22 protein-coding genes and 1 pseudogene are annotated in these 24,760 nt (G+C 69.6%); 12 read left to right on the plus strand and 11 right to left on the minus strand.

What is annotated here, in order from left to right; all coding sequences use genetic code 11:
- Positions 1-26 precede the first annotated feature (26 nt).
- Positions 27-1,826: an AMP-dependent synthetase/ligase gene (locus ACOBQB_RS31455; RefSeq protein WP_423596510.1), complete on the plus strand. Its 1,800-nt coding sequence runs from the start codon at positions 27-29 to the stop codon at positions 1,824-1,826.
- On the opposite strand, the gene ACOBQB_RS31460 is transcribed toward ACOBQB_RS31455, so the two are convergent.
- Together ACOBQB_RS31460 and ACOBQB_RS31465 are read right to left on the minus strand one after the other, a co-directional pair.
- On the minus strand, positions 1,823-2,137 hold the full coding sequence (locus ACOBQB_RS31460) for an AzlD domain-containing protein (RefSeq protein WP_423596512.1): 315 nt from the start codon (positions 2,135-2,137) through the stop codon (positions 1,823-1,825). The genes ACOBQB_RS31455 and ACOBQB_RS31460 overlap by 4 nt on opposite strands.
- Positions 2,134-2,922, minus strand: coding sequence for an AzlC family ABC transporter permease (locus tag ACOBQB_RS31465; RefSeq protein ID WP_423596514.1), 789 nt, complete (start codon positions 2,920-2,922; stop codon positions 2,134-2,136). The genes ACOBQB_RS31460 and ACOBQB_RS31465 overlap by 4 nt, the downstream gene beginning before the upstream one ends.
- A gap of 122 nt (positions 2,923-3,044) precedes the next feature.
- Here ACOBQB_RS31465 and ACOBQB_RS31470 point away from each other — a divergent pair, with 122 nt between their 5' ends.
- Entirely contained in the window at positions 3,045-3,608 is a 564-nt protein-coding gene (locus tag ACOBQB_RS31470) for a helix-turn-helix domain-containing protein (RefSeq protein WP_423596516.1), read from the plus strand.
- A gap of 171 nt (positions 3,609-3,779) precedes the next feature.
- Here ACOBQB_RS31470 and ACOBQB_RS31475 read toward each other — a convergent pair whose 3' ends face one another.
- Positions 3,780-3,983, minus strand: a complete 204-nt coding sequence (locus ACOBQB_RS31475) for a cold-shock protein (RefSeq protein ID WP_018528239.1) — start codon at positions 3,981-3,983, stop codon at positions 3,780-3,782.
- A gap of 314 nt (positions 3,984-4,297) precedes the next feature.
- On the opposite strand from ACOBQB_RS31475, the gene ACOBQB_RS31480 reads away from it, so the two are divergent.
- Entirely contained in the window at positions 4,298-5,200 is a 903-nt protein-coding gene (locus ACOBQB_RS31480) for a menaquinone biosynthetic enzyme MqnA/MqnD family protein (RefSeq protein ID WP_423596519.1), read from the plus strand.
- Positions 5,201-5,498: 298 nt separating this feature from the next.
- A complete protein-coding gene (locus ACOBQB_RS31485) occupies positions 5,499-7,151 on the plus strand; it encodes a serine/threonine-protein kinase (protein ID WP_423596521.1) in 1,653 nt (550 codons plus the stop codon).
- A 99-nt stretch (positions 7,152-7,250) separates the two neighbouring features.
- Here the strand turns inward: ACOBQB_RS31485 and ACOBQB_RS31490 are convergent, their stop codons facing one another.
- A complete protein-coding gene (locus ACOBQB_RS31490) occupies positions 7,251-11,999 on the minus strand; it encodes an FtsK/SpoIIIE domain-containing protein (RefSeq protein ID WP_423596523.1) in 4,749 nt (1,582 codons plus the stop codon).
- Between the two features lie 259 nt (positions 12,000-12,258).
- Between ACOBQB_RS31490 and ACOBQB_RS31495 the strand changes: the two genes are divergently transcribed.
- From ACOBQB_RS31495 to ACOBQB_RS31515, 5 genes are all read left to right on the plus strand, one after another.
- Positions 12,259-12,558, plus strand: coding sequence for a WXG100 family type VII secretion target (locus ACOBQB_RS31495; protein ID WP_392138763.1), 300 nt, complete (start codon positions 12,259-12,261; stop codon positions 12,556-12,558).
- A gap of 113 nt (positions 12,559-12,671) precedes the next feature.
- Entirely contained in the window at positions 12,672-12,983 is a 312-nt protein-coding gene (locus tag ACOBQB_RS31500) for a hypothetical protein (protein ID WP_423596525.1), read from the plus strand.
- On the plus strand, positions 12,983-14,365 hold the full coding sequence (locus ACOBQB_RS31505; protein ID WP_423596527.1) for a hypothetical protein: 1,383 nt from the start codon (positions 12,983-12,985) through the stop codon (positions 14,363-14,365). Before ACOBQB_RS31500 ends, ACOBQB_RS31505 begins: the two co-directional genes overlap by 1 nt.
- Positions 14,365-15,075: a hypothetical protein gene (locus ACOBQB_RS31510; RefSeq protein ID WP_423596529.1), complete on the plus strand. Its 711-nt coding sequence runs from the start codon at positions 14,365-14,367 to the stop codon at positions 15,073-15,075. Before ACOBQB_RS31505 ends, ACOBQB_RS31510 begins: the two co-directional genes overlap by 1 nt.
- Before the next feature lies 1 nt (position 15,076).
- Positions 15,077-15,673: a hypothetical protein gene (locus ACOBQB_RS31515; RefSeq protein ID WP_423596531.1), complete on the plus strand. Its 597-nt coding sequence runs from the start codon at positions 15,077-15,079 to the stop codon at positions 15,671-15,673.
- Between the two features lie 67 nt (positions 15,674-15,740).
- Here ACOBQB_RS31515 and ACOBQB_RS31520 read toward each other — a convergent pair whose 3' ends face one another.
- The 5 genes and pseudogenes from ACOBQB_RS31520 to ACOBQB_RS31540 all read right to left on the minus strand — a co-directional run bounded on the left by ACOBQB_RS31520 (position 15,741) and on the right by ACOBQB_RS31540 (position 19,674).
- Positions 15,741-16,562, minus strand: a complete 822-nt coding sequence (locus ACOBQB_RS31520; RefSeq protein WP_423596533.1) for a hypothetical protein — start codon at positions 16,560-16,562, stop codon at positions 15,741-15,743.
- A gap of 209 nt (positions 16,563-16,771) precedes the next feature.
- Positions 16,772-17,434 carry a hypothetical protein gene (locus ACOBQB_RS31525; RefSeq protein ID WP_423596535.1) on the minus strand — a complete coding sequence of 221 codons (663 nt, stop codon included), beginning with the start codon at positions 17,432-17,434 and terminating at the stop codon, positions 16,772-16,774.
- A gap of 94 nt (positions 17,435-17,528) precedes the next feature.
- Positions 17,529-18,203, minus strand: a complete 675-nt coding sequence (locus tag ACOBQB_RS31530; protein ID WP_423596537.1) for a hypothetical protein — start codon at positions 18,201-18,203, stop codon at positions 17,529-17,531.
- Between the two features lie 49 nt (positions 18,204-18,252).
- Positions 18,253-18,882: pseudogene (locus tag ACOBQB_RS31535) on the minus strand (hypothetical protein); the annotation flags it as partial.
- 111 nt (positions 18,883-18,993) lie between these two features.
- Entirely contained in the window at positions 18,994-19,674 is a 681-nt protein-coding gene (locus ACOBQB_RS31540) for a hypothetical protein (RefSeq protein WP_423596539.1), read from the minus strand.
- 281 nt (positions 19,675-19,955) lie between these two features.
- Between ACOBQB_RS31540 and ACOBQB_RS31545 the strand changes: the two genes are divergently transcribed.
- Together ACOBQB_RS31545 and ACOBQB_RS31550 are read left to right on the plus strand one after the other, a co-directional pair.
- On the plus strand, positions 19,956-20,492 hold the full coding sequence (locus tag ACOBQB_RS31545) for a DinB family protein (protein WP_423596541.1): 537 nt from the start codon (positions 19,956-19,958) through the stop codon (positions 20,490-20,492).
- A 96-nt stretch (positions 20,493-20,588) separates the two neighbouring features.
- The gene (locus tag ACOBQB_RS31550) at positions 20,589-21,230 is read left to right on the plus strand and encodes a hypothetical protein (protein WP_423596543.1); all 642 of its coding nucleotides are present in this window, start codon (positions 20,589-20,591) and stop codon (positions 21,228-21,230) included.
- 270 nt (positions 21,231-21,500) lie between these two features.
- Here ACOBQB_RS31550 and ACOBQB_RS31555 read toward each other — a convergent pair whose 3' ends face one another.
- Positions 21,501-22,376, minus strand: coding sequence for a S1 family peptidase (locus ACOBQB_RS31555; RefSeq protein WP_423596545.1), 876 nt, complete (start codon positions 22,374-22,376; stop codon positions 21,501-21,503).
- Positions 22,377-22,568: 192 nt separating this feature from the next.
- Positions 22,569-23,501 (minus strand): hypothetical protein, encoded by a 933-nt coding sequence (locus tag ACOBQB_RS31560; RefSeq protein WP_423596547.1) that lies wholly within the window; start codon positions 23,499-23,501, stop codon positions 22,569-22,571.
- Between the two features lie 523 nt (positions 23,502-24,024).
- Here ACOBQB_RS31560 and ACOBQB_RS31565 point away from each other — a divergent pair.
- Positions 24,025-24,753 (plus strand): hypothetical protein, encoded by a 729-nt coding sequence (locus ACOBQB_RS31565; RefSeq protein WP_423596549.1) that lies wholly within the window; start codon positions 24,025-24,027, stop codon positions 24,751-24,753.
- Positions 24,754-24,760: the final 7 nt, after the last annotated feature.

Genomic DNA, 24,760 nt, shown 5'->3' on the forward strand with positions numbered 1-24,760 from the left:
GGGCTGCGCTCCCTAGCGTCGTACGCATGGAGCGGACTCGGAACCACCTGCGCAACGCCGTGAAGCCGTCCGAACTGCCGGAAACCTTGAGCATGCTGGCCGAGTGGGCGGCCGAGCGGTACGGCACGCTGCCCGCCCTGCGGTACCGGCGCGAGGGGGAGTGGACCACGCTGTCCTACACCGGCCTGCGGGACTCCGCGCGGCGCGTGGGCCGCGGCCTGATCGCGCTCGGCGTCCGTCCCGGCGACCGCGTGGCGATCCTCGCGCAGACCCGCCCGGAGTGGACGTGTGCCCACTTCGGCGCGTTCGCGGCGGGCGCGGTCGTCGTGCCGGTCTACCCGACGGCGGGCGACGACGAGGTCGCGTGGGTCCTGGACGACTCGGGCGCGGCGGTGGTGCTCTGCGAGGACGCGGCGCAGACGGCGAAGGTCGAACGGCTGCGGGGGCGGGGGCGGCTGCCCGGCGTGCGGCAGGTGGTGCCGCTGACGGAGCCGAGCGGCGTACTTGCCGCGGATTCAGCCCTTCTGGAGAGCGCCCGGGGGCGGACGGCCGCCGACCCGGCCACCATCATCTACACCTCCGGCACCACCGGGCTCCCCAAGGGCTGCCTGCTCACGCACGGGAACCTGCTGGCCGTGCAGCGCGCCACCGTGCCGGTCGTCGACGGCGGCCCCGGCGACTCCACGTACCTCTATCTGCCGCTCGCCCATCTCCTCGCCCAGCTCATCGAGTTCACGACGCTCCTCCAGGGCGGTGAGCTGACCTTCTTCGGCGGGCGCGTCGAGGACGTCGTGGCCGAACTCGCCGAGGCGCGGCCCACCCATCTGCCGTCCGTGCCCCGCCTCTTCGAGAAGGTGCGCTCGGTCGTGCTGTCCCTCGCCGAGGCGCGCCAGGGCGGACGCGAACGGTTCGAGGAGGCCATCCGCGTCGGCGTGCTGGCCGCCGAGGGCAGGCTGCCGTCCGAGCTGCGGGACGCGTACGAGGAGGCCGACAAGGCCCTCTACGGTCTGGTCCGGCAGGCGCTCGGCGGCCGGGTCAGGTGGGCGCTGACCGGCGGCGCGCCCATCGCGCCGGACACCATCGACTTCCTGCGGGCCTGCGGCGTCCCCGTCTTCGAGGGGTACGGCATGACCGAGTCGGCCGGGGTCCTCACCCTCAACGTGCCGGGAGCCGTGCGGTACGGCACCGTCGGCCGGCCCGTGGAGGGCGCCGAGATCCGGATCGCCGCGGACGGCGAGGTCCTCGCCCGCGGTCCCATGGTCTTCCCCGGCTACCACGGCGACCTGGAGGCCACGCGCACCGCCCTGGACGGCGACGGCTGGCTGCACACCGGCGACCTGGGGGAGCTGGACGAGGACGGCTACCTCACGATCACCGGCCGCAAGAAGGACCTCATCATCACCTCGGCGGGCAAGAACCTCACGCCGTCGCTGAGCGAACTCGCCGTGCAGAACTCGCGGTTCGTCTCCCGCGCCGTGATGGTCGGCGACCGCCGCCCGCATCCCGTGGCACTGATCACCCTGGACGCGGAGGAGGTCACCGGCTGGGCCGCGCGCGAGGGCGTGACCCTGACCGAGCCGCTCTCCCGCGACCCCCGAGTGCGCGCGCTCGTCCAGGAGGCCGTGGACGCCGCCAACGCCACGGTCTCGCGCCCGGCGCGGCTGCGCGCGTTCGCCGTGCTCGACGAGGACTTCACGGTGGAGGGCGGCCTGCTCACGCCGAGCCTCAAGGTGCGCAGGCGGGCGGTCACGGAGCGGTACGCGGAGGTGGTGGAGGGGTTGTACGGCGGTGCCAACACCGACACCGGCACGCCGGCTCCGGGCTAGGCCACTCCCGCCAGCCGCAGCAGACCCGTCGCCGCCGCCGCGCCCACCACGACCACCACGAAGGGGGACCGGCGCCAGGCGAGGACGCCACCGACCACGACACCGGCGGGCCGCGCCCAGCCCGCGAACTCCTGGCCCTGCGTGAGCGCTCCCGTGGCGAGCAGCGCGACGAGCAGCACCGTGGCGCCGATGGTCAGCAACTCCTGAACCCGCGCGGGCAGTTCGACCCGGCCGTGCAGCACCGGCCCGGCCAGGCGGAAGGCGTACGTCCCGGCGGCGAGGACGAGGACACAGGCGAGCGTGGCGTTCACGAGGTGCTCCCGTGGGTGGTCGTGGGGGTGGCCGTGCGGGGCCGGCGGGGCCCGCGGCGCGCCGCGAGCAGACCCAGCAGGGCGAGCAGCACCGGTACCCCGGCGGGCAGCAGCGGGGCCGCCGCCACGGCGATCACCGCGCCGGCGGCCGAGGCGCGGCGGGCCGCGCTGTCGCCGCGCAGCGCGGGCAGCACCAGGGCGAGCAGCACCGCGGGGAAGGCGGCGTCGAGCCCGAAGCGGTCCGTGTCGCCGAGCGCGGACCCGGCGAGGGCGCCCGCGAGGACGCTGACGTTCCACGCCGCGAAGAGGCCGATGCCGGATATCCAGAAGGCGGCCTTGCGCTGCCGGCGGCCCCGCTGGGCGAGGACGAAGGCGGCCGTCTCGTCGGTGATGAGGTGCGCGCCGATCAGCCGCGCCGCCCAGGAGCGGCCGAGGTCCTCGGCGAGGGCCAGACTGAACGCCGCCGTACGGGAGTTGAGCAGCAGCCCGGTCGCCGCCGCGGCCACGGGCCCACCGCCCGCGGTGAGCAGACCGACCGCGCTGAACTGGGCGGAGCCCGCGTACACGAGCAGCGACATGAGGACCGGCACCCACAGCGGGAGGCCGCCGCCGACGGCGATCGCGCCGAAGGAGACGCCGACGACGGCGTCGGCGAGCCAGACGAGGGCTATGTCGCGCAGGACGCCGGGCGGGAGGTCGGAGAGGCGGACGAGACCGGTGCCGACGGCCTCGGAGTCGCTTTCCGTTCGGTTCGGCGGTTGATCTGTTCGGTGTGGCGAACGCATGCGTCGTAGGATGAACGGGAGGGACAGCGTTCGTCAAGACGAACGTATCGTCCGCTAAAACGAACACCGCCCGCAGATGGGGCGGACCGCTATGACGAACCCCTGGGACAGGAGCCGACGACGTGACGACCGAAGGGTCCCGCCTGCCGCGCGAGTGGGTAGCCGCGGCCCTGCGCCGCGAGCGCGCGAAGGCCGGGATCTCCCTCTCCGAACTGGCCAAGCGCGCCGGTATCGCGAAGTCCACGCTCTCCCAGCTGGAGGCGGCCACCGGCAACCCCGGCATCGAGACGCTCTGGGCGCTGGCCGTGGCGCTCGGCGTGCCGTTCAGCGTGCTCGTGGAGTCGCCCGCCCCTGCGGTGACCGTGATCCGCGCGGGCGAGGGCCCGTCCATGCGGGCCGAGGACGCGCCGTACGTGGGCACACTGCTCTCGGCGGGTCCGGCCGGCGTGCGGCGCGACGTCTACCACGGGGCGATGGAGCCGGGGGCGGCGCGCGAGTCCGAACCGCACATCCCGGGCTCGGTGGAACACCTCGTCCTCAGCACGGGCCGCCTCGTCGCGGGCCCCTGCGACGAGACGGTGGAGCTGGCCGCCGGGGACTACATGTCGTACCGGGGGGATGTGCCGCACCTCTACCGGGCGCTGGAGCCCGGCACGACGTTCGTGCTGATCATGCAGCACGTGTGATGCGGGAGCGCCGTCCCGGGCGCCCGGAAGCGAAAAGGCAGGAGCCGAAGGGAAAAGGCAGGAGCCCCGCTTCCTCCGCTCGCGCGAAGGAGCAGGGCTCCTTGGGTACTGCATCCATGTCCGGATCAAGTCACCGGAGCATCACACGCCTCACTCACGTGAGGCGTCCGATTACTGCGGGGTGACGTTCTCCGCCTGCGGGCCCTTCGGGCCCTGCGTGACGTCGAAGCTGACGGCCTGGTTCTCCTCAAGGGAGCGGAAGCCGTTCGCGTTGATCGCGGAGTAGTGGACGAAGACGTCCGGGCCGCCGCCTTCCTGGGCGATGAAGCCAAAGCCCTTTTCAGCGTTGAACCACTTCACGGTTCCGGTAGCCATAAGCCCTCCTTGGGCCAAAGGGTTGCCCTGCTCCAGAACCAGCGATTGTTAAAACAACTGCATAAGTCTGAAAAAGACGAGAGCCTACGGGGTCACATGCTCCGCAGGCTCTGTACTGCAAGGGAAACCAAACTGCAACTTGCGGCGAGCTTAGCACGCAGGCAGGGGAATGCAATAGGGGGCAAAGATCACGTCACCCGGAGGTTTGAAGAGGCTCCGGAGGGGGTTGACAGTGCGGGCTTCCGAGGGGGTTGACAGGGCGCGGAAGGGACCCGGCGCCTGCACCGTACCGCATGGGGGCTAGCCTCCCCGATGTGGACAATTCTCCCCTGAGCGCCTTCGCGGGGGCAGGCGCCGAACAGCTGCCCGACTCCCGTCGCACTCCTCGGCCGCGCGTCGGCCACATCCAGTTCCTGAACTGCATGCCCTTGTACTGGGGGCTCGCGCGGACCGGGACCCTCCTCGACTTCGAGCTGACCAAGGACACCCCCGAGAAGCTCAGCGAGCAGCTCGTGCGGGGCGAGCTCGACATCGCCCCCGTCACCCTCGTCGAGTTCCTCAGGAACGCGGACGACCTCGTCGCCTTCCCCGACCTCGCGGTCGGCTGCGACGGCCCCGTCATGTCCTGCGTGATCGTCTCGCAGGTGCCGCTGGACCAGCTGGACGGGGCGCGCGTCGCGCTCGGCTCGACCTCGCGCACGTCCGTGCGGCTCGCCCAGCTGCTGCTCGCCGAGCGGTACGGCGTACAGCCCGACTACTACTCCTGCCCGCCCGACCTGGGCCTGATGATGCGGGAGGCGGACGCCGCCGTCCTCATCGGCGACGCCGCGCTGCGCGCGAACCTGATCGACGCGCCCCGGCTCGGGCTCGACGTGCACGACCTGGGCCAGCTGTGGAAGGAGTGGACGGGCCTGCCGTTCGTCTTCGCCGTCTGGGCCGCCCGGCGCGACTATGCGGCGCGTGAGCCGGAGGTGGTGCGCCAGGTGCACCAGGCCTTCCTCTCCTCCCGTGACCTCTCCCTGGAGGAGGTCACCAAGGTCGCTGAGCAGGCCGCCCGCTGGGAGTCCTTCGACGCCGAGATCCTGGAGCGGTACTTCACGACGCTGGACTTCCGCTTCGGGGCCGCGCAGCTGGAGGGCGTCACGGAGTTCGCCCGCCGGGTCGGCCCGACGACGGGGTTCCCGGCGGACGTCGAGGTACGGCTGCTGGAGGCCTGAGCGGGGTGGTCGCCCGGGGGGGCGGACTTCGGCTGGTTTCCGTTCCCGGGGATATCGCCGACGCATGGCCTACGTACGACCGGCGCATAGCCGATGTATGGCCGACGCCATGGTCGGCTTCGTAATAGGTGTTGATGTTTCCTGACGTCCGGATAGTTCTCGGCGTCCGGATTGCGCACCGATAACACTCCACTGAACGCCGGGCGGCAATTGTCGGCCGGAATGCGTGCGGAGGGCCGCTTCCCGCGCCGGTCGCGCACTACGCTGATCGGCAGTGGTAAGGGGGGAGGCCAACGCCATGCGTCCGCTCGAAGCCGGCGAACCCACCGTGATCGGTCCCTACCGGCTGCTCGGCCGGCTCGGTTCGGGCGGCATGGGCCGGGTCTATCTGGGCCGCAGCGAGGGCGGCCGTACCGTCGCCGTCAAGATCGTGCACCCGCACTTCGCTCTCGACGAGGAGTTCCGCGCCCGCTTCCGCAACGAGGTCGAGGCGGCCCGGCTGGTGGGCGGCGACTGGACGGCGCCCGTCCTGGACGCCGACCCGGAGGCCGCCGTGCCGTGGGTCGCCACCGGGTACGCGGCAGGGCCTTCGCTCACCGAGGCGGTCCGCGAGGGCGCTCCGCTGCCCGCGCACTCCGTACGCGTCCTCGGCGCGGGCCTCGCCGAGGCGCTGGCGCACGTCCACGGCCTCGGGCTCGTGCACCGCGACGTGAAGCCGTCGAACGTCCTGCTCACCCTCGACGGGCCGCGCCTCATCGACTTCGGCATCGCCCGCGCCACCGACGGCACGGCCTCGCTCACCGCCACCGGCGTCTCCGTCGGCTCGCCCGGCTACATGGCACCCGAGCAGATCCTCGGCAAGGGCGTCACGGGCGCCGCGGACGTCTTCTCCCTGGGGGCCGTCCTGGTCTACGGGGCGACGGGGCAGCCGCCCTTCCCCGGTGACTCGTCGGCCGCGCTGCTCTACAAGGTCGTCCACGAGGAGCCGGAGCTGGGCGCGCTGCGGGGTGACGTGCGCGTGCTCGCCGCCGCCTGCCTCGCCAAGGACCCGGCCGCACGCCCCGCCCCCGAGGAACTGGCCCGCCGCCTCGCCCCCGAAGGCGCTGCCCGGCTCGTGGCGGCGGGGTGGCTGCCGGGGCCGGTGGTGGAGCGGGTGAGCCGGAGCGCGGTGCGGCTGCTGGACCTGGACACCGGGGCGGGGGACGCCCCCTCAGGGCCCGTGGCGTTCGACAAGGCCGCCGTCGGAGGCGCGTTCGGGCCACCGGACCCTTCATATGCCTCCTTGCCCGCGGATGCCCCTTCCCCTGCGGACGCCGAAGAAGCCCCCGCCCTGTCGGCCCCGCCCCCGCCCCGTCCACCCGGCAAGCTCTCCGTCTCGGTGGCCGCGACCTCGGCGCCCGAAGGGCCGAACGGGCGCGGCCGCAAGGTGAGTTGCACGGTGGCGCTCGCCGTGGCCGGGGCGCTGGCCGCCGTCACGGTGGGCACGATGTTCGTCCTCGGGATGCTGTCGAAGGACGAGCCGCTGAACGGCAGCCGGGACAGGAACGATCAGCCCCCGGCGGCGACGGGCGCGCCCCGCCCCACCGAGACGGCCGCGGGGAAGGTCCCCGAGGCCTACCTCGGCAAGTGGAGCGGCAAGGCGGCGGCGAGCGGCGGCACGATCCCCCTCGGCACCTTCGAGGTCACCCTGCGCCAGGCGAAGCCGGGGGAACGGGTCGGCACGGTCGTGCAGCACGACCTGATCGGCAATACCTGCAAGGACGTACTCACCCTCACGTCGGCCTCCCCCGAGGAACTCGTGGCGACGGGCAAGGGCGCCGCGTCGAACGGCACCCAGTGCGCCCAGACCACCCACACGGTCCACCTCCGCCCCGACGGCAAGAACCTCACGTACACGTCGGAGGACCCGGACGCGGGGGATCCGCGGGCACGGCTGTCCCGGGTCGAGTAGGCGGGTGCGCCCAGAAGCCCCCGCGTCTCTCGGCCCTGCCGCCCTGCCGTTTCTCCGCCCCGCCGTTTCCCAGCAAGGCCCGCTCACACAGTTGTCCGTCTACAACGGTGTGGTCACCGTGGCGAGTTCGCCGTTGCCCAGGTGCAGCATGCCCTTGCCCGGTGCCACCGGACCGCCGACCACGCTGCGCGAGATCCGAAGGCCGATGAGGTCGCCGCTGGAGCTGTCCTGCGGGGAGAGCAGGATGCCGCGGCGGCCCTTCTTCGCGTCGACCTGCCAGCCCGAGAAGCCGCTACAGACATCCTCCTCGTCACCGGCGAGCACCAGCGCGAGGCCCTGGTCGGCGCCGCGCTGGATGATCCGCTTGAACTGGCTCGCCGCGTCGGCGTCCTCCAGCATCTCGGCGTCGTCGATGAGGACGGCGACCGGGTCCTCGCGGGACGCCTCCGCCCCGTCGATGAGCTCCTCGAACTCGTCCTCGTCGATGTCGTCGCCCGTGAAGACCTTCAGCACGCCCTCCGTGCCCTCCAGTTCACGCAGCGGCGACTGGCGCGGGGCGGCGACGACGAGACGTACGCCCTTCGCGCGGAACGACCGCGCCATGTTCATCAGCACCGTGGAGCGGCCCGACTTGGCCGGGCCCGCGATGACGAACGAGGGCACGCCTTGGGACAGGTCGGGGCCCCATCCCATGACCTCGTCGCCCCCGATGCCCACCAGCGCCCACAGCTTGGAGCGGGAGGCGTCCGGGTCGCGCAGCTCCCACGCCTCGTCGAACGTGATGCGGCTCGGCAGCGTGTCGACGCGGAACGGGCGGCGGTGGCGCGGCACATCCGCGTCCCGGGCCGCGGCCCGCTCACCGATCGCGGCGAGGGCGGCGGCCTGGCCCTGACCCGTGGAGTCCTCGGAGAGCAGCGCGAACTGCGTCTCCGTGCCGCTCTCGTTCCGGAAGGCGCGGCCCGGCGCGATCTCCTCGGGCACCTTGCGGGTCGGAATGCCGAGCATCGAGAAGTCCGAGCGGTCCGCGAGACGCAGGCCGTACTTGTCCTCGGTGAGGGAGGAGATGCGGCCCACCAGGATCTGCCGGTCACCCGTCATCACCATGTGGATGCCGACGCTCGCGCCCTCCCGCATGATCGTGGTGATCTCGTCGGTGAGCGAGCCGTGGTCGATCTCGCCGAGCGTGGGCAGCCAGCCCTCCCAGCGGTCGAGGAGCACGACGAGGTGCGGCAGACGCTCGTCCTCGGCGGCGTCGGCCCGCTGCTCGCCGATGTCCGCGTACCCCTTGTCGGCGAGAAGGTCCTGGCGGCGGCTGAGCTCGCCCTTGAGGCGGTTGATGAGGCGGACGACCCGCTCGGTCTGGTTGCGGCCGACGACGGCACCGCAGTGCGGCAGCCGGGTCAGGGCGTTCAGCGCGCCGTTGCCGCAGTCGATGCCGTACAGGTGGACGTCGGCGCTGGAGTGCGTACGCGCCAGGGAGCCCGCGATCGTACGCAGCACCTGCGAGCGGCCCGAGCGCGGGGCGCCGCCGATCATCAGGTGGCCGAAGGTCGCGAAGTCCACGACGACCGGGCGGCGCGCCTGGTCGGCGGGCAGGTCCTCGACGCCGTACGGGGCCGGGGTGAGCGCCCCGGGCGCCGTCCGCGGCGCGGGCGAGGGGATCTCGTCGAGCAGGACGGTCTCGCCGAGCGCGGGCAGCCACGGGCTGTGCTGGGCGGGGATCCCCATGGTCCGGTTGGCCTCGATGATCTCGTCGACCAGGACCTTCAGGTCGGTGATCTCCTCCTCCTCGCGGGCCTCGGCCTTCGGCTTCACGAGCGAGGCGCGGCCGAGCGCCGACCAGTCCAGGGAGTCGACCCAGGGCGCGAGCGCCGTCGGGTCGGCGGCGCCGGGCCGGCGGCCACCGACGCGTCCCGACTGGAAGGGCACGAGAGAGGCGTGCCCGAGCCGGACGTAGGCCCGACCGGGCGTGTTCTTGCTGATGTGCCCGGCCTCGGGGGAGTCGATGACGTCGCTGGACTCGCCGCCGTCGGTGACGCGCAGCGCGATGCGGAGGTTGGTGTTGGCGCGGATCTCGGGGGAGACGACACCGGAGGGCCGCTGCGTGGCGAGGAGCAGGTGAATGCCGAGCGAACGGCCTCGCTGGGCGATGTTGACGAGCCCCGTCACGAAGTCCGGCAGGTCGCGGACCATCGACGCGAACTCGTCGATGACGATGAGGAGTCGGGGGACGGGCGCGTGCGACGGATCGCGCCGCACGAGGTCCTGGTAGTCCTCGATGTCCTTCGCGTCGGCGTCGGCGAGGATGTGCTCGCGCCGCTTCAGCTCGGCGCCCAGCGATTCGAGGGCGCGCTCGACGAGGTGCGCGTCGAGGTCGGTGACCATGCCGACGGTGTGCGGCAGCTTCACGCAGTCCTTGAACGCGGACCCGCCCTTGTAGTCGACGAGGACGAAGGTCATGTTCTCGGGGGTGTTCGCCACGGCGAGCGCGGCCACGATCGTCTGCAGCAGCTCCGACTTACCGGAGCCGGTCGTACCGGCGATCAGACCGTGCGGGCCGTCCTTGCGCATGTCGATGCCGAACGGACCGTCGTACGACTCACCGATGACCGCCATCGTCGACTGCCCGCCCGCCTGCCAGCGGGCCGTGATCGCCCCCGAGGTCGGCGGCTCCAACTGGAGCACGTCGAGCAGCCGGCTGGCACCCGGCAGCGCGGAGTCCTCGGTCTCCCCGCTGATGTCGCGCAGCGGCGAGATGGAGCGCGCGAGGCGCAGACACCAGGAGGGGGACACGAAGTCGGGCCGTACGTCGCGCAGCCGCTCGGCGCCCGTCATCTCCACGCGCAGCCTCAACTCCCTCGTGGCGTCGGCCCGCTGCGGGTCGGCCGCGGTGGTGTGCCAGGCCTGGAAGGAGGGGAAGCCGCCGGGGGTGTGCTGCGGCTGGGGTGGCTGGTTCGGCGCGCTCTGCGGGGCCCCTGCGCTCGCGTACGCGTGGGGGTCCGGCTTCGGCTCGGCGACGACGAAGGCCTGGCACTCGCCGGGCAGAAACCGTTCTTCGGTGTCGAGGCAGAGCGCGTACATGTGCACGGCGGGCCCCTCGCGCAGCAGCCGCACCACACCCGGCAGGGACCGCAGCCGCCGCGACCCGTCCCACACCACGACGATGTCCGGATCGGAGAAGCCGGCGCCCTGGCCCCTGTTCTCCTCCATGGCCTTGACGCGTGCGTCGAGGATCTGGGTCAGCTCACCGACGCGGGCGCCGACGGTCTCGGCGTCCGTGCCGATGAGTACGTTGATGTCCTGCCCGCCCGACGGCCGGGCGTGCGGCAGCCAGCGCACCCAGTCCCAGCTGTCCCTGGATGTGTTCTCGGTCAGCACATAGAACTGCACGTCCATCGGGCTGTGCAGCGTCGCGGTCTGCGCGACGGCCCAGCGGCCGAGCGCGGCGGCGGAGTCGTCGGGCCCCGCGATGCCGATGACGCCGAGCCCCTTCAGCGGAAGCGTGACCGGCGCGTCCTCGATCTTCCAGGTCACCTGCCGCCGGTGGTCGTCCTTCTCGGGGTCGTCGAGCACGACCTCGGAGGGCAGCTGCCCGGTCCCGAAACGCAGCAGCAGATGATCCGCGTCGGTCCGCCGCCGCTCCCACAGCCGGGTCCGGGGCCCGGTGCTCAGCGCGAGGACGGTGGCCGGATCGGGTACGGCGTTGCGCCGGTCGAGCCGCTCGGCGACCAGCGCGTCCCGGGCGTCCTTCTCGATCCGCGCCTTGGTCTCCCTGTACTCCTTGACCTGCTTCGCATGGGACTTGCGCCCGTGCTTCTTGTCCATGAAGTAGTTGCCGAAGAGCATGATCGGGCTGAGCCCCGCCATGATCAGGTAGTACCAGCGATCGAAGATCATCGCAGCGACGACGGCACCGACCAGCGGGAACAGCGCCATCAGCCACGGCAGCGGCCGCGCCTCGAACTCGCGGGGCGGCGACGGCAGCCGGAAGTTGGTCTGCCGCTCGGGCGGGCGCAGCCGAGGGGGCCGGTTGTAGTCGAGCCCGGCGCCGTCCTCGGACCACTTGAGGGCGGCGTTCGGAGGCGTGTACCGGACGAGTTCCAGGAGGGTGTTGCCGAGGGCTATCTGGGCGCCGAGGGGCCAGGGGACCGTATCGAGCCGCCCCTTCGCCCGGGCCTTGGCCCGCGCCTCCCTCCGCTCCTTCCACTCCTTGCGCTCCTGCTTCTCCCGCTTCTCCCGGGCCTTCCGGTCCTTCTTGGACTCCCCCTCGGGCGGGGTCGCCCCGGCCGGCTCGGGCTCTTCCTTCTCCACGCCGAAAGGATCGCCGTCGAGGGTGACGCCCTGCTTGTCCTTCTCCTGTCCGTGCAGGGTGACGTGGCAGGTGCCATCGGTTGCAACTGACAACGTCAGAGCGCGCGGAGCCATCTCGGGATCGTCGATCCGAACGTACGAGGCGGGCCCGCTCCCGATGTCGTACCGCCCGATGCCGAGCCGGTGCACGGACCCGGCGCGGGGCCCACCGGCGACGCGCAGCTCGACCAAGCCGGAGGGCTCACCCGGCAGGCAGCCCGCCGGGTCGTCGAGACTGACGACGGCGCCCTCGCGCAGCGGCGAGGTGACGACGGTGGCCGTGGGATCGACGGCGTACCCGTCCACGTAGATCACCGGAGCGCCGCCGGCGGGCGTCTGCTGACCGTGCCCGATGGGGATGACCTGCGCACCGCTGTGGCCGACCTGCCGGGCCAGTTCCACCGCGATGTCCCGCACGGAGGACTCGGGATCGGCGTCGAGGACCACGTCGGCGGAGCCCCCGCCGAACGGATCGACGACGGTCAGAGTCAGGCGCACGACGGTCCTCCCCGGAGCTGGACAATGGCTGTGACGATAGCCGCTCCACCCTTCCCACAGGCAACGCCCTGTGCACCGGCTCATACCGGAACCGGGCACGCCGTCATAGCAGACCTGTGACTCAACCGGGCTGCGTTCCCGTCCGCCTCACCCGTAAGCTGCTGGCGCGAGAGCGGACGATCACATCATCCGTTCTCGCGTCCGTCTTACGGGAGCCACGGGGGTTGGCCCTGCGGCGAGTTGATTGGGAGAGAGCCTCATGGCCAAGGACCTTGATGTCACATATCAGGACATGCGTGACGCGGCCAAGCACGTGGTCAAGGAGAAGGACAAGCTCAACGAGAAGCTGGACGGCCTGAAGAAGTACATCAAGAACCTCGTCGAGACGGGCTTCGTCACCAAGAGCGCCTCGAAGGCGTTCGACGAGAACTTCGACGACTTCGTCGAGGGCGCGAAGAAGACCCTTGAAGGCCTGGACGGCATGGGCGACTACCTGACCAACGCCGCGGACAAGTACGAGCAGATCGATGACGAGCTGGGCAAGGCCGCGCGGAAGTAGCCGGCCGGCTCGGCTTGCGTGCATCTGGACCGGGGTGACGGGGGTATCGCCGTCACCCCGTTCTCGTTGCATCTCGAGGGTCTGGGATACCACGACGTGACTGGGGGATGCCGATGGGCGAGTACGCGAAGATCGACGACCTGAATGTCATTCGGGAGATGGGCATCGGCCTCGGGAGGATCAAGGACGCGTTCGACGGGCTCGGGAAGTTGAAGGGCCAGTACGAGGACGACTTCGGGGAACACGACCTGTCCTGGCAGTTCGGGGACTTCGTCGAGAACTGGGAGAGTCACCGCGAGGAGCTCGGCGAAGAGGTCAAGCGGCTCGGTGAGCTGGCGAAGGCCGCCGCGAAGACGTACGAAACGATCGACAGCGAACTGGCCAAGGCCCTCCGCGAGGCCGACAAGAAAGAGAAGAGGTCCTGATGGCGAGCGCCCGCCCCCGGGACTGGCAGCCGCTGGCCGATCAGGACCCGATCCCCGGCGACCCCGAGCGCCTGGAGCAGCTGGGTCGCAAGCTCCGTAAAACGGCCGACGAACTCGAACGACAGGTGCGGCACCTCAAAGCGGCGTCCGAGGTGGAATCCTGGGACAGCGACGCGGGCAAGGAGTTCCGCGAGAAGGCGAAGAAGTGCCGTGGGCGCCTGGAGGCCGCGCACAAGCGCTACGAGACGGTGGCCGACGCGGTCGGCGACCGGATCGTGGACCACGGTACCGACTACGAGTCGAACGTCGCTGCACGGCCCGGCAATTACGCCACCGAACTCCAGAGGGCCCAGCGGATCGCCGAGATCGCCCGTAAGGAAGCGCAGGAGGCCGAAGCCGACAAGAGCGCCGCCAAGAAGGGACTGGACGCCCTGTCCGGGAATTCGGCAGGGGGCGACGGGTCCAAGGGGGACGACGGCAAGGACCGCAAGGACCGCAAGGAGAAATTGGAGGACCGGGCGGAAGCCGCCGGGAAGTCACTGGAGGCGGCCCGGGAGAAGCTGCGCAAGGCACAGAGCATCCGCGACGCGGCGGCGCGCGTGGCGCGCGAGGCGATCGACGAGGTCATCTCCGACGACGCCCTCAAGGACGGCTTCTGGGACGACTTCGCAGATTTTGTGGAGTGGGCGGCGGGCTGGACGGAATACATCTCGAAGTACGCGGGGCTCGCGGCGCTGGCCGTTGGCTGGATCCCCGTCATCGGCCAGGGGATGGCCGGGCTCTTGGGGGCCATCTCCATGGCGGCGACGTTGATCAACATTGCTTGTACGGCGGTGCAGGTCGCCATGGGGGACGAGTCGTGGACAGCGCTCGCCGAGGCGGCTGTGGGGTTGCTGCTGATGGGGGCGGGCAAGGCGATGACCAAAGTCAGTAGCCGCTACGCCAAGAACCTGCTGGACCGCATGAAGGTGGCCAAGGGAGGCAAGGCCACTCCGCGACAGACCAAACGTAATCGGCATAAATTCAACCGTGAGGCGCGACATGTCAAGGGGCTGGAGAAGGGTGACATCTCGAAGTCGATCCGGGAGCCTGTCACCGAGATCTTCAAGGGGTCCACTTGGACGGATGCGTTCAAGGGTGGATTCCGTGAGTCGGTACGTGTGGCGAAGGACCGCGGGAACGGCAGCTACATCAAGGGAATGGGCAAGTCGATGACTTTGGCAGACCCTTCCGCGGCGGCAACGCTCAATGAAGCGAAACACTTGGGCAAGACTTTGGGCGAGGGGTATGCAGTCAACAAGATGTCGCGCAGAGCGACACAGCTGAGCGTGGCCGGTAGTGGAGTCACGGCCGGCGGTCTACTTTTTGACGAGGTGTCGTAGTGGAGCAGCAGCATCAGCAGTCGGCCGGGAGTTTTCCCGGCCCCGAGGATGATTACGTCGTCGACTTCGACTTCGGCGGTGACTGGCTCGGCCTGACACTTCAGGAGGGCACGCGAGCGGAGGCCCGAGAACTGGCCGCATATCTCGTGGGACAGTTCAACCCGCTGAATCTGGTCGGAGGCAGGGCCGCGCTCCAGAAAGATCTGGAGGAACGCGCCCTTTCAGCATTCGAGTCCGGCCCGGTGTTGGCGGCAGCCGCGTACACGGAGGGCGGCGCGTTGCTGGCGGACTTGGCGGTTTTCGCCTACGGGGAGGACGGCGTCCAGCGGCCTTCACCACAGGAGTATCTGCCCCGGTTGTTGAAGTGGCCCTATGCCGAGGTGAAGGGTGAGCCGCAGGTCTCCGACGTGAGACTGCCGATCGGCGCGGCTGTCCGCGTCCAGGCGATGCTGATCGAAAAGCGACGCTTCGGGTGGGGCAAGAAGCTCAGCGAGTCCGTCCAGTACGGCGTCTGGCCGGACGGGCTGGAAGAAATCCTGGTGGTCGAGGCGAGATGGCTGAACTTCGAACGGACGGAAGAGCTCACCGAACTCGTCGACCGCCTCATGCCCACCATGCGCCTGCTGCCGGTCCTCGCGGAATCCACAGAACCCGCTGAACCCACAGAACCCGCCCCAGACAGCGCTTCCGACTCACCCAGCGAGACCTGACATGCCCCTACAGACGGAATGGGACACTCCTCCCAGCGATTACACGATCCTCGTCCCCGCCGGCTGGTTCCAACTGCATCTCGACCCCGACGAGCGCGACCGCGGTATCGCGGCACTGGCGGACCGCCAGTTCGCGGGCATCGACAACGCCCCTGTGCTCAAAGAGCGACTGATGCGCGACCTGCAGAAGCAGGCCAAGGCGGCGCACCGCCAAGGCGGCCTCGAGCTGTACATCTCGCTGCTGACCGTCGGGGGCCTGCCGCTGGCGTCCTCGTTGCTGGTGAGTCTGCTTCCGGACGGCTGGCCCGGCTGCACCACGGCGTACGACCTGGCCCGTCGGCTGTCGGACACCGGCCGCCCCGCGGAGGTGCGGAAGCTGGAGGCCGGGGGTGACGCCGTACGGACCGAGAAGACCGAGGCTCCCGACCCCGAGAGCCAGATGGGCAACACCCTCGCGACGACCACCGTGGCGTACCACGTGCCCGTCCCCGCGAGTAAGCAGTGGCTGACCCTCACCTTCTCCACCCCGATGGAAGGCCTGGCCCCAAAGATGGTGGAACTCTTCGACACGGTGGCCGGAACGCTGCACTGGGAATAGAGGAGGAGGGCCGGCCGGCGCGCCCGGAGCACCGGACTGGGGGTGGGGCCAGCCCCCAGGGCTTACGTCAGCGGTTGATGGACTGCACTTCCTCGACCGTGACGTTCTGGGTGGTGCCGAAGCTGCCGTCGGGGAGCCTGCCGCCGGGAACTCCCGTCCCCTCCCAGGTGACCTCCCACGTGATGGTCGCCTTGAGGTCGTACGACCCGTTTCCGGAGGAGCGCAGGTACTTGATGCCGCAGGGCGGCGTCTGGTTGCTCTTGCCGCGAGCCCATGCTTCGCCGATCGATCCGTCCTCGTTGAACCCACATTCGCCGGATGCGGGGAAGGTTTCGGCGTCCGCTGTCCCTGGCTCCAGTTTCAGGGCGATGGGCCTGGCCGTGGTCGTGGCTTCGATGTTGATGCCCTGGGCATTCAGTGCGGCGGTCACTGAGACCTTCTTGAACGTGGCCTTGTCGAGCCAGGCCCAGGTGGGGAGATTGACCTTGGTCTTGCCCTTGGGGGCCAGAGTGACGTGGGTGTCGGGCAGCTTGATCTTGTTGTACGCGAGCCCGGCGAGGATTTCCGGGTCCACGGCGTTCGGGTCGTCGACCGACTCACCGTTCTCGACCCAGAAGGGCTCTCTGTCGCACTTCTGGGCGGCGTCCTCCAGCCAGCGGTCAGGGTCACGCTGCGCGACCCACCAACTACCCTCGTCGGCTTTGTCCCTGTTATAGTTCTTGTACTTTCCGTCCTTGTAGGTGTTCCGGAATTCGTGCACCGACTTCCTGGCGTACGGGGGCTGTTTGGGGTCGTCGGCGACCATGCGATAGCCGCGCTCGGTGTCCTTCGCGAACTGGTCGGCCGAGTAGGGCTCGTACCAGCAGGCGGGAGGTGTCCAATCACCCACGGGTGCCAAACTTCCCGACCTGCCGGAAGGCCCGGCTATGGCACCTTTGAAAGTGATGCGAGAGGAGAGAGACTGATTCTCCTGCTTGTTTTCCTGCCGCACCTCGCCATTGGATCCGCCTGGCTTTCCCCACTCCGCCATCGCTGCGCTTGGCGTGAGCGCACAAGCCCCGGTCAGAGCCCCGACAACGAACCACTTTCTGCGTGCAGTTACGGCGTGCACGTTGCGTCTCCCCGTTTTGATTCCAGCCTCGTGGTCTGCCAGACGCCCAGTTCATTTTTGGCCAAGCGGGTGCTGTAGGTTACGTAGGACTGGTCAGACACAGGCGTTTTGGTGACTTTCTTCGTCTTTCGATTCTTGTTGAACGCTTTGGTTTCATCGGAGCAATAGACGACAGCGGCCGAGCTCTTGTCGAGTACCGAGACCTTGGGTGCGAAATAGCGCACCTTTCCGGAGAAGGTTGATCCCGAGTCGACGATCGACTTGACCCATCGAGCGCTGCCGACAAGAGCCTCACCGTCTTGGTAGAAGCCCAGCGCGGGTTCATTGGCGTCACCTTGAGTGACTGCGTATGTGACGGCGGTCTGGGCTCGGCCGGCGTCGGCCAGCACTGCGTCCTTCAGCGAGTCGCCCGTTTTCCACCCGACGAACGTCTCTGTCACATCCTGCGGGAGTGTCATGTCGGGCCGACCGGTCTTACCGCCCGAATCAGGCGTGGGCGACTCCGACGTGTTCTTCTTGGGATGCTGGTCGGCCCCTGCGATCTTGTCTTCGTCCTTGGGCTTGTCGTCATCCCCGCTGCCGCAGGCCGTCAGAAGCAAGGCTGCGGTCGCGGCGAGCGCGGTGGTGACGGGCATGGTGCGGCGTTTCACGGTCGGCTCCCGGTGGGGCGAGTGTGTCTCCAACGGGCCGACGGTATCCGTGGTGTTGGTGGCTCCACCAGAGTGATTAACGGGGCAAGTCCACTCATTGGCGCCAGTTGCCGGCCCGGGCCCGTCCAATCGCGTGCATATGGAGTTCACTGCGGAACTCTTCCGTCGTGAGACGGATCCACGACGAGTCACGGAACTTCAGCAGCAGCAACTGTGACCGGAACTCACCGTGGAACGGGTCGACGAGCTCGGCGGTCCCGGCGGGCAGGCGGGCGACGATCTCCATGTTCTTCTCCCGCCCCACAGAGACGCGGCGCGGCGGGGCCGCCAGGACGACCTCGTCCTGAGTCGCGACGACGAAACGCTGATGGTGAGAGGAATGGCTGTACCAGCGCAGCAGGAACTGACCTGCCTCACCGCTCCAGTCGCCGTCGAAGACACGGTCGAGCCCCTGCTTGTCGACGAGTATCTTGAGCCGCGCCTCGTCCTCGCGCTCTCGCCGATTCTCGTCTCCGTTGTTCTCGAACAACCACTCGCGGAGGCGGTCCAGCAGGGACAGCAGCGTGACGAACGGCAGGAGAGGTACGGCCAGCGCCGTGCCGAGCATGCCCAACGGAGGCATGGTCGCCGGCCACAGCCGAGGCTCACCGGCTGTCCGGAGCACCTCGGCCGGAGGATCGGGGATCTTGTCGATCGTGCACCATCCCGCCGCTTCAGCCCGGATGCCGTGGCGTTCGGTGATCATGTGCTGGTTGCCCCTGGACGTCACCGCGAGATTCTCTTTCGTCGGGAGCGGCCTTTCCCATGTGCGCGCACCCTCAACGGTTGATCGACTGCACTTCCTCGACGGTAACGTCCCGGACCGCCCCGATCTTGCCGTCGGGCATGCCCACCGCGGCGTCCTGACCCGTGCCGGTCCAGCTGATCTCCCACGTCAGAGCGGCCCTGAGCGGGAAGGTGGCGCCCTAGGACGAGCGATTGTAGACGATGCCGCAGGGCGGGGTCTCCTCGGACTTGCCCTTCGCGTACGGTTCACCGATCTTGCCGTCCCCGATCGGGCATTCGCCGCTGGTGGGGATGGTGGTGGCGTCGTCGGTGCCCGCATTAAGCGTCAGGGACTTCGGCTTGGCGGTCGTCGTCGCCTCGATGTGGAAACCGGGGACATCGACGGTCGCCGTGGCCTGGACGTCGTCGAAGACCGCCTTGTTCAGCCAGGCCCACCTGGGCAGATTCACCTTCGTGGTGCCCTCGGACGCGAGGGAGACTTTGGTCTCGGGCAGTTGCATGCGCTGGTAGGCGAGGTCCGCGAGCAGCTCGGGCCTGATCGCCTCTTCGTACTGGGGTGGCGGCTGCTCGCCCTCGTCGACCCAGAAGGGGATGTCGCTGCATGAGGAGCGTTTGAGGATGTCCGGCTCGTCGGGGTTCTCGACAGCGGCCCAGAACATCCCTCATTTTGCCGTTGCTCTCCAGTTCCGCCGCGTGTGCGTGGCCCGAGAGAACGACGACGGTACCGAAGGTAAGGGCGAGACCGGTGACGAGGGCCGTACGTCGCGATCTGGTCACTGGCACTTCTTCGCCTTCGTCTCGACAAACACCTTGGAGGCCTGCCACAAGCCCTCGCTCGTCGGGAGTTTGACCATCACGATTCTGAAGTGGTCGAAGTCTTCGGTGCTGGGTTTGCTCTTCAGGACCTTCCCAGACTTGATCTCTTTGCCGTAGAACTTGCTTGAGTCCACGCAGAACGCGACTTCCACCGACTTGCCGTTCGGGGCGGACCGCGTGCTGCCCTGGTAGTGACGCCGGGTGCCGGTGGCCGTCCAGCCGCCATCGACCCTGCTGTCGATCTGGACTTTCGCGTAATGCAGCCCATCACCGGTGGAGTACGCGGTCACGGCCGCGTCCTTAGTGGTGCGCTTGTCCACGCCTCGATAGATCGCCCGCATGAAGTTCGCGGCGTCGTCCATCGCCGCCGCCTCGTCCTTGATGTTCGGCTTGTTCCAGTCGAAGACCAGCTTCATGTCCTTGGGCAGGGACAGGTCCACGCCGTCCGGCTTGTCCTCCGCGGGGGCGGCCGACGGGTCCGTCGGCTTCTTCGGCTTCGCTGTGCCCTGGTCGGCGCCCGCGATCTTGTCGTCGTCCTTGTCCTTGGAACTGTCGTCGCCTCCGCTGCCGCAGCCCGTCAGGAGCAGGGCTGCGGCAGCGGAGAGCGCGGCGGTGACGGGCAGGGTGCGGCGGTTCACGGTCGGCTCCCGGTGGGGCGAGGGGTGTCTCCAACGGGCCGACGTTATCCACGGGGTTGTTGGTTCCGCCAGGTTCGATTGCGGGGCAAGTCACCTGATTCGACTGGACGGTCACCGTGTCGTGACGCAGAACCCGCGGTGGCGGGTGACCGCGACTGCATTGTCGCTGCCGGGCCCGTGGTGGCGGGCTGTTCGGTTGCGGTCGTCAGCGCGGTTGACCGCTGTGGCGCCCGGTCCGTAATTCCGAGCGAGCCCCGCCCCCGTCTCGGCATGATGGACCGATGTCCGACGAGAACCCCGCGCACGTGCCCCGCGTCCCCCGCCGCACCGAACCCCCGCACGCCGCCGCCGGCGAACGCGCGTCCCTCACCGCCTTCCTTCAGTACCAGCGCGAGACCCTCGCGATGAAGTGCGCGGGGCTGACCGCCGACCAGCTCAGGGAGCGGGCCGTGCCGCCCTCGGACATGTCGCTGCTGGGTCTGGTCCGGCACCTCGCCGAGGTCGAGCGCAGCTGGTTCAGGAACGTACTGAACGGTGAGGCGCTGCGGGCCAATTGGTCGGGACGGGTGCCCGGCGAGCACGCCGATTTCGATGTGGCGGACGCCGACCCGGACGAAGCCTTCGAGGTCTGGCACGCGGAGTGCGCCCGCTCCCGCGCCGTCGTGGACGCCCTGGGCTCCCTGGATGCCACCGCCGACTTCCGCGGCGACACGTACTCGCTCCGCTACGTCCTCACCCACATGATCGAGGAGTACGCACGCCACAACGGCCACGCCGACCTGCTGAGGGAACGGATCGACGGCGTCACGGGGGAGTAGCGGGTGGCGCTCCCGCGGCGAACGGCGCCTCGTAGGCTGGCCGGGACCGGTGAGCAGCCGGACCGGCGCACGCCGACGAAGGGGACGAGGACAGCCATGGCCCGCTACACAGCACCGCAGACCATCGCGCGCGGCGGATTCAGCATCAAGGTGCCGGAGACGTGGTGGGAGTTCGACGTACGCCCCGAGTCGCGCGACGCCGCGATCCGCCAGATGATCAACGACCGGGTGCGTGCGCGCCCCGAGCTGGCTCCGTACCGGGAGACCTTCGAGGCGTTCCTGCGCAAGGCGTCGAAGGACGCCTGGCAGTCCGGCGCGCTGTACTGCGGCTGCATGGCGGAGAGTTTCGGCGGCGCTACGCCGGTCACCGGCTCGGTCACCGTCTCCCTGGTCGGCGCCCGCACACCCGACGGCGACCTGCTCCCCACCGATCCGGAGCGCATCGTCGCCCAGCTCGGCGTGCGCGAGGCCAAGCGGGAGGGCGACGCGTGGCGCAAGGTCACGACGGTCGACATCCCGGGCGTCGGTCTCGCGGCCCGGACGTACGGCATCGAGGACATCTCCGTGGACGGCGACGACCGTACGATCCGCGTCGTCCTGATGCAGACCTTCATCCCGGTCCCCGGCCAGGAGGGCAAGGTCGCCCTCGTCTCGGGCAGCAGCCAGATCCTCGACCTGGCGGACTCGTTCTTCGACATCTTCGACGCGGTGACCTCCACGTTCCGCTTCGCGGAGTAGCGGCGGCAGCGGGAAGGCCGCCTCTGATCCGAAGGCCGCCTCTGACCGAAGGCCGCCCCTGATCAGCGGGAATGGGACGACGAGGTCTTCGACGTGCTCAGTGAGGAAGCGGGCGCGTATCTGTATCCCGTCGACGAGGCACTGGAGAAACCTGCCGAGGGTGCTCGCTGAAGCGGGTCTTTGAAGTGGGTCTTTGAAGCGGGTCTTTCGGGAAGGGCGGCCCGGGACTCGGTCGTCCGTCCCGGGCCGCCCACCCGCATCACCTCGCGATCAGCGGCGGTTCATCGCCCGCTTGATCTTCTTGCCCGAGGGCGACTCGTCCAGCGTCTTCCACAGCTTCGACGAGCTGAGCGACGTATAGACGCCGGGGGCGCCCTGCGCGCCGCAGCCGTCGCCGTAGGAGACGACGCCGATCAGGATGGGCGCCTCGCGGCCGGGGACCTTGCGGAAGATCGGGCCGCCGCTGTCGCCCTGGCAGGAGTCCTTGGTCTCGACGCCGGCGCAGAAGTTGACCTTGGCGTCGTACTCCTCGTAGCTCGTCCCGCACTCCGCGTGGGAGAGGATCGGGACCCGCACCTGGCGCAGGCGGTCGGGCGTGTGGGGCAGCTCCGTGTCCGTGTTGCCCCAGCCCGCGACCGTCGCCTTCTGGCCCGGGCGGATCAGGGCGTCGGTGCCCTGCGTCGGCAGCGCGACGGGGGAGATGCCCCGCACCGGCTTCTTCAGCTGGAGGAACGCGACGTCGTAGGCCTCCTGGCCCTTGAGGTAGCGCGGGTGCACGACGACGCCGTCCTTGGCGATGTCGCGTATCTGGCCCTGCCGGGAGGACAGGACCGTGCGGCCCACCGCCACCTGGAGCGTCTTCGGCTTCACCGGCTTGCCCGCGTCGTCGACCAGGCAGTGCGCCGCCGTGACGACCGTGTCCGGCGTGACCAGGCTCGCGCCGCAGAACTGGCGGTCGAGCGCGCTGCCCGGGCCCTTGTCCAGGACGGCCGTCATGAACGGGTAGGCGTCGTTCGGCACTTCGGTGCCGCCGATGATCGCGTGCGCGGCGGGGGCGGACGTGGCGACCATCGCCAGGGCGGCGCCGGTCGCGGCGAGACCGGCGGCCATGGATGTCTTGCGCGTGGGGGTTCTCTTGAAACGCATGGGGGGTTGCTTCTCTTTCGTACGGCAGGAATTGCGGAATGCGGTGCGCCTGCTGCACCGCTCTGCGCGCGCGAAAGGTCCGGACCAGAAATGCGCCAACGGCGTTGGCCTGGGCGGTGATTGTTCAATACTGCAACAATTCCCCACGGACCCTCGCGCCCGAAAGAGAGAGGGCGATATCGCGGGACAGGTTCATCCCGTCGACCGGCCGGTTTCCTCGGCGAGCGATTTCCGCAACACAGGGGACAATTCCGGCACTTGTGCTCCCGCCGCCTGCGCCGCCGCGAGCGCCCGCACGTACGTCGCCGCCTCCTCGCGCAGCCGCTGCCTCTCCCTGCTCCGGCGAGCGCCCGCCAGCCACGTCACGACCGCCGACGGGACCAGCGCGCCTGCCAGGTAGCCCGCCGGGACGTCCTGGGTCGCGCCCCAGGCCACGCCGGCCACCCCGGCCACCAGCAGGAGGCAGCCCGCCTCGTCGTGCCATCCCCCTTCGTCCGCCGTCGCCTCGTACCGGCTGACGGCCATGGGTTTGACCGGGGCCGCCACGGCGGAGGACGGCCACGGCGGCGCTTCAGCCTCCCGGTACGAAGGAACCTCTCCGTACGAAGGAACCTCTCCGTACGAAGGAATCGGCGCCGCCCCCTTCCCGCCGCCGTTCTGTGTGCGTCCCACCAACCAGTCCGGTATGTGGGTCACCGAAACCCCGTGTGCTCGCGCACAACCGATCACCTCGCGGTAACCGGACAGGAGCGGATGCAGCAACTGCCGCTTCCAGCGTCGCCGCACGAGCACCCACAGCCAGGCCCCAAGCGTCAGGAGGGGCGCGGCCGGACCGAACCGCAAGGCCGGGGGTTTGTCGGCCATGGCGGGGATCGTGGGGGAGAGGAGCGGCCAGAGGACGCCCGCGACGATCAGCAGGGCGCCGATCCAGCCCGGAGCGCTGTTGCCCGCCCGGTGAACCGCCTTCCGGCGCTCCTCCAGCAGCGCCGCCGTCGCCGCGTCGTCCGTGTAGTCGAAGCCGCGGCGGACACCGATCTCGTGCACGGCCGCGAGAAGTCGTGGGTCGGAGGCGAGAGTTGCGTGGGGCAGGGGGAGGAGTGGGGTGCGTTCGGCCGGGGTGCTCACAGTCGGTTCCTTTCCCGTCGTGCGTGGTGCGCGCGTGACGTGGCTCGCGCGGCGTGGCGTGGTGTGGTGAGGCGCGCGGCATGGCGTGGTGACGCACGTGTTGCCGCGGGCGGGAACCGGTACGGCACCCACCGGCGTCGTCCTTGGGGCCGACGGATCATGGCACGGCTGTGCCGGGTCCGGTGCGGGGCGTGTGGGAACCGTGTGGAAGTCGCCATCGGCCGGGCCCGGACAGCCAGTTGCGCAAAGTTCACGTCTTCGCGTACGCACATGTCCACCACGCCTCGCATACCAGGAACGGCATCGGAACCAACCCGCCCCGATTGCGCGTGGGTAACGATGGGGGGTGTGGGCTTCGCGATCTTTAACGCGCCTTGAGGGGCTTATGTGCTGCTGATACGGTGCGATGACTTGACACTGAGCCTGGGGCTGAATAGCCCGCCCGAGGTGGGGCGAGAGAGACGCGAGTGTCACGAATGACGGAAATTGACCGAATCTTCTTGGGCGTGCGGGGAGCAGTTGCGTGAAGATCCAGGAGCGTATGGGGGCGGGCAACAGCCGTTCCTCCGCACCGGTTCAGCCGGCGGTCGGTGAGCGCCTTCCCGCGCCGCCTCGCGAGCGCAAACCGGCACTCGCCGCACTGGCCGTCCTCCTCATCCTCGTCGGCGCGCTCGGCGCCACCGTGCTGGTGCTGCGCGCCGGTGATCGGATCGAGGTCGTGAAGGTGACGAAGGAGATCCCGGCGGGCGAGTCGCCCTCCGAGGACGTGAACATCACCGGCGTGATGGTCGCCGAGGACACATCGATCAACTACGTGCCGTGGGAGAAGCGCGGGGCCCTCTCCAAGCTGAAGGCCAAGAGCACCATCCCCCGTGGCGCCGTCGCCGTCGGTGAGATGTTCGGTGCCAAGGAGAGCCTGCCCGCCGGCAAGGCGTCCGTCGGTCTCGCCCTCAAGGAGGGCCAGTACCCGGCGGACCTGAAGTCCGGTGACACCGTCGCCGCCTACCCCGTTCTCTCCGGCACCTCCACCGGCAAGGGCTCCACCGGAAGCAGTGGTTCCAGCTCCTCCGGCGGCAGCCCGCTGGTCGCCGCCGCCAAGGTGAGCAAGGTCAGCAGCAAGAGCGACGCCACCGTGAGCACCGGCAACCAGAACATCACCCTCCTCGTCCCGCAGGAGGAGGTCGCGGCTCTGGCGAGCGCCGCGTCCGAGGGCAAGGTCGTCGTCGTACGCGTCACCGGCAACAGCAACTAGAGGCGAG

Source organism: Streptomyces sp. G5(2025) (assembly GCF_049542075.1).
GTDB lineage: Bacteria > Actinomycetota > Actinomycetes > Streptomycetales > Streptomycetaceae > Streptomyces.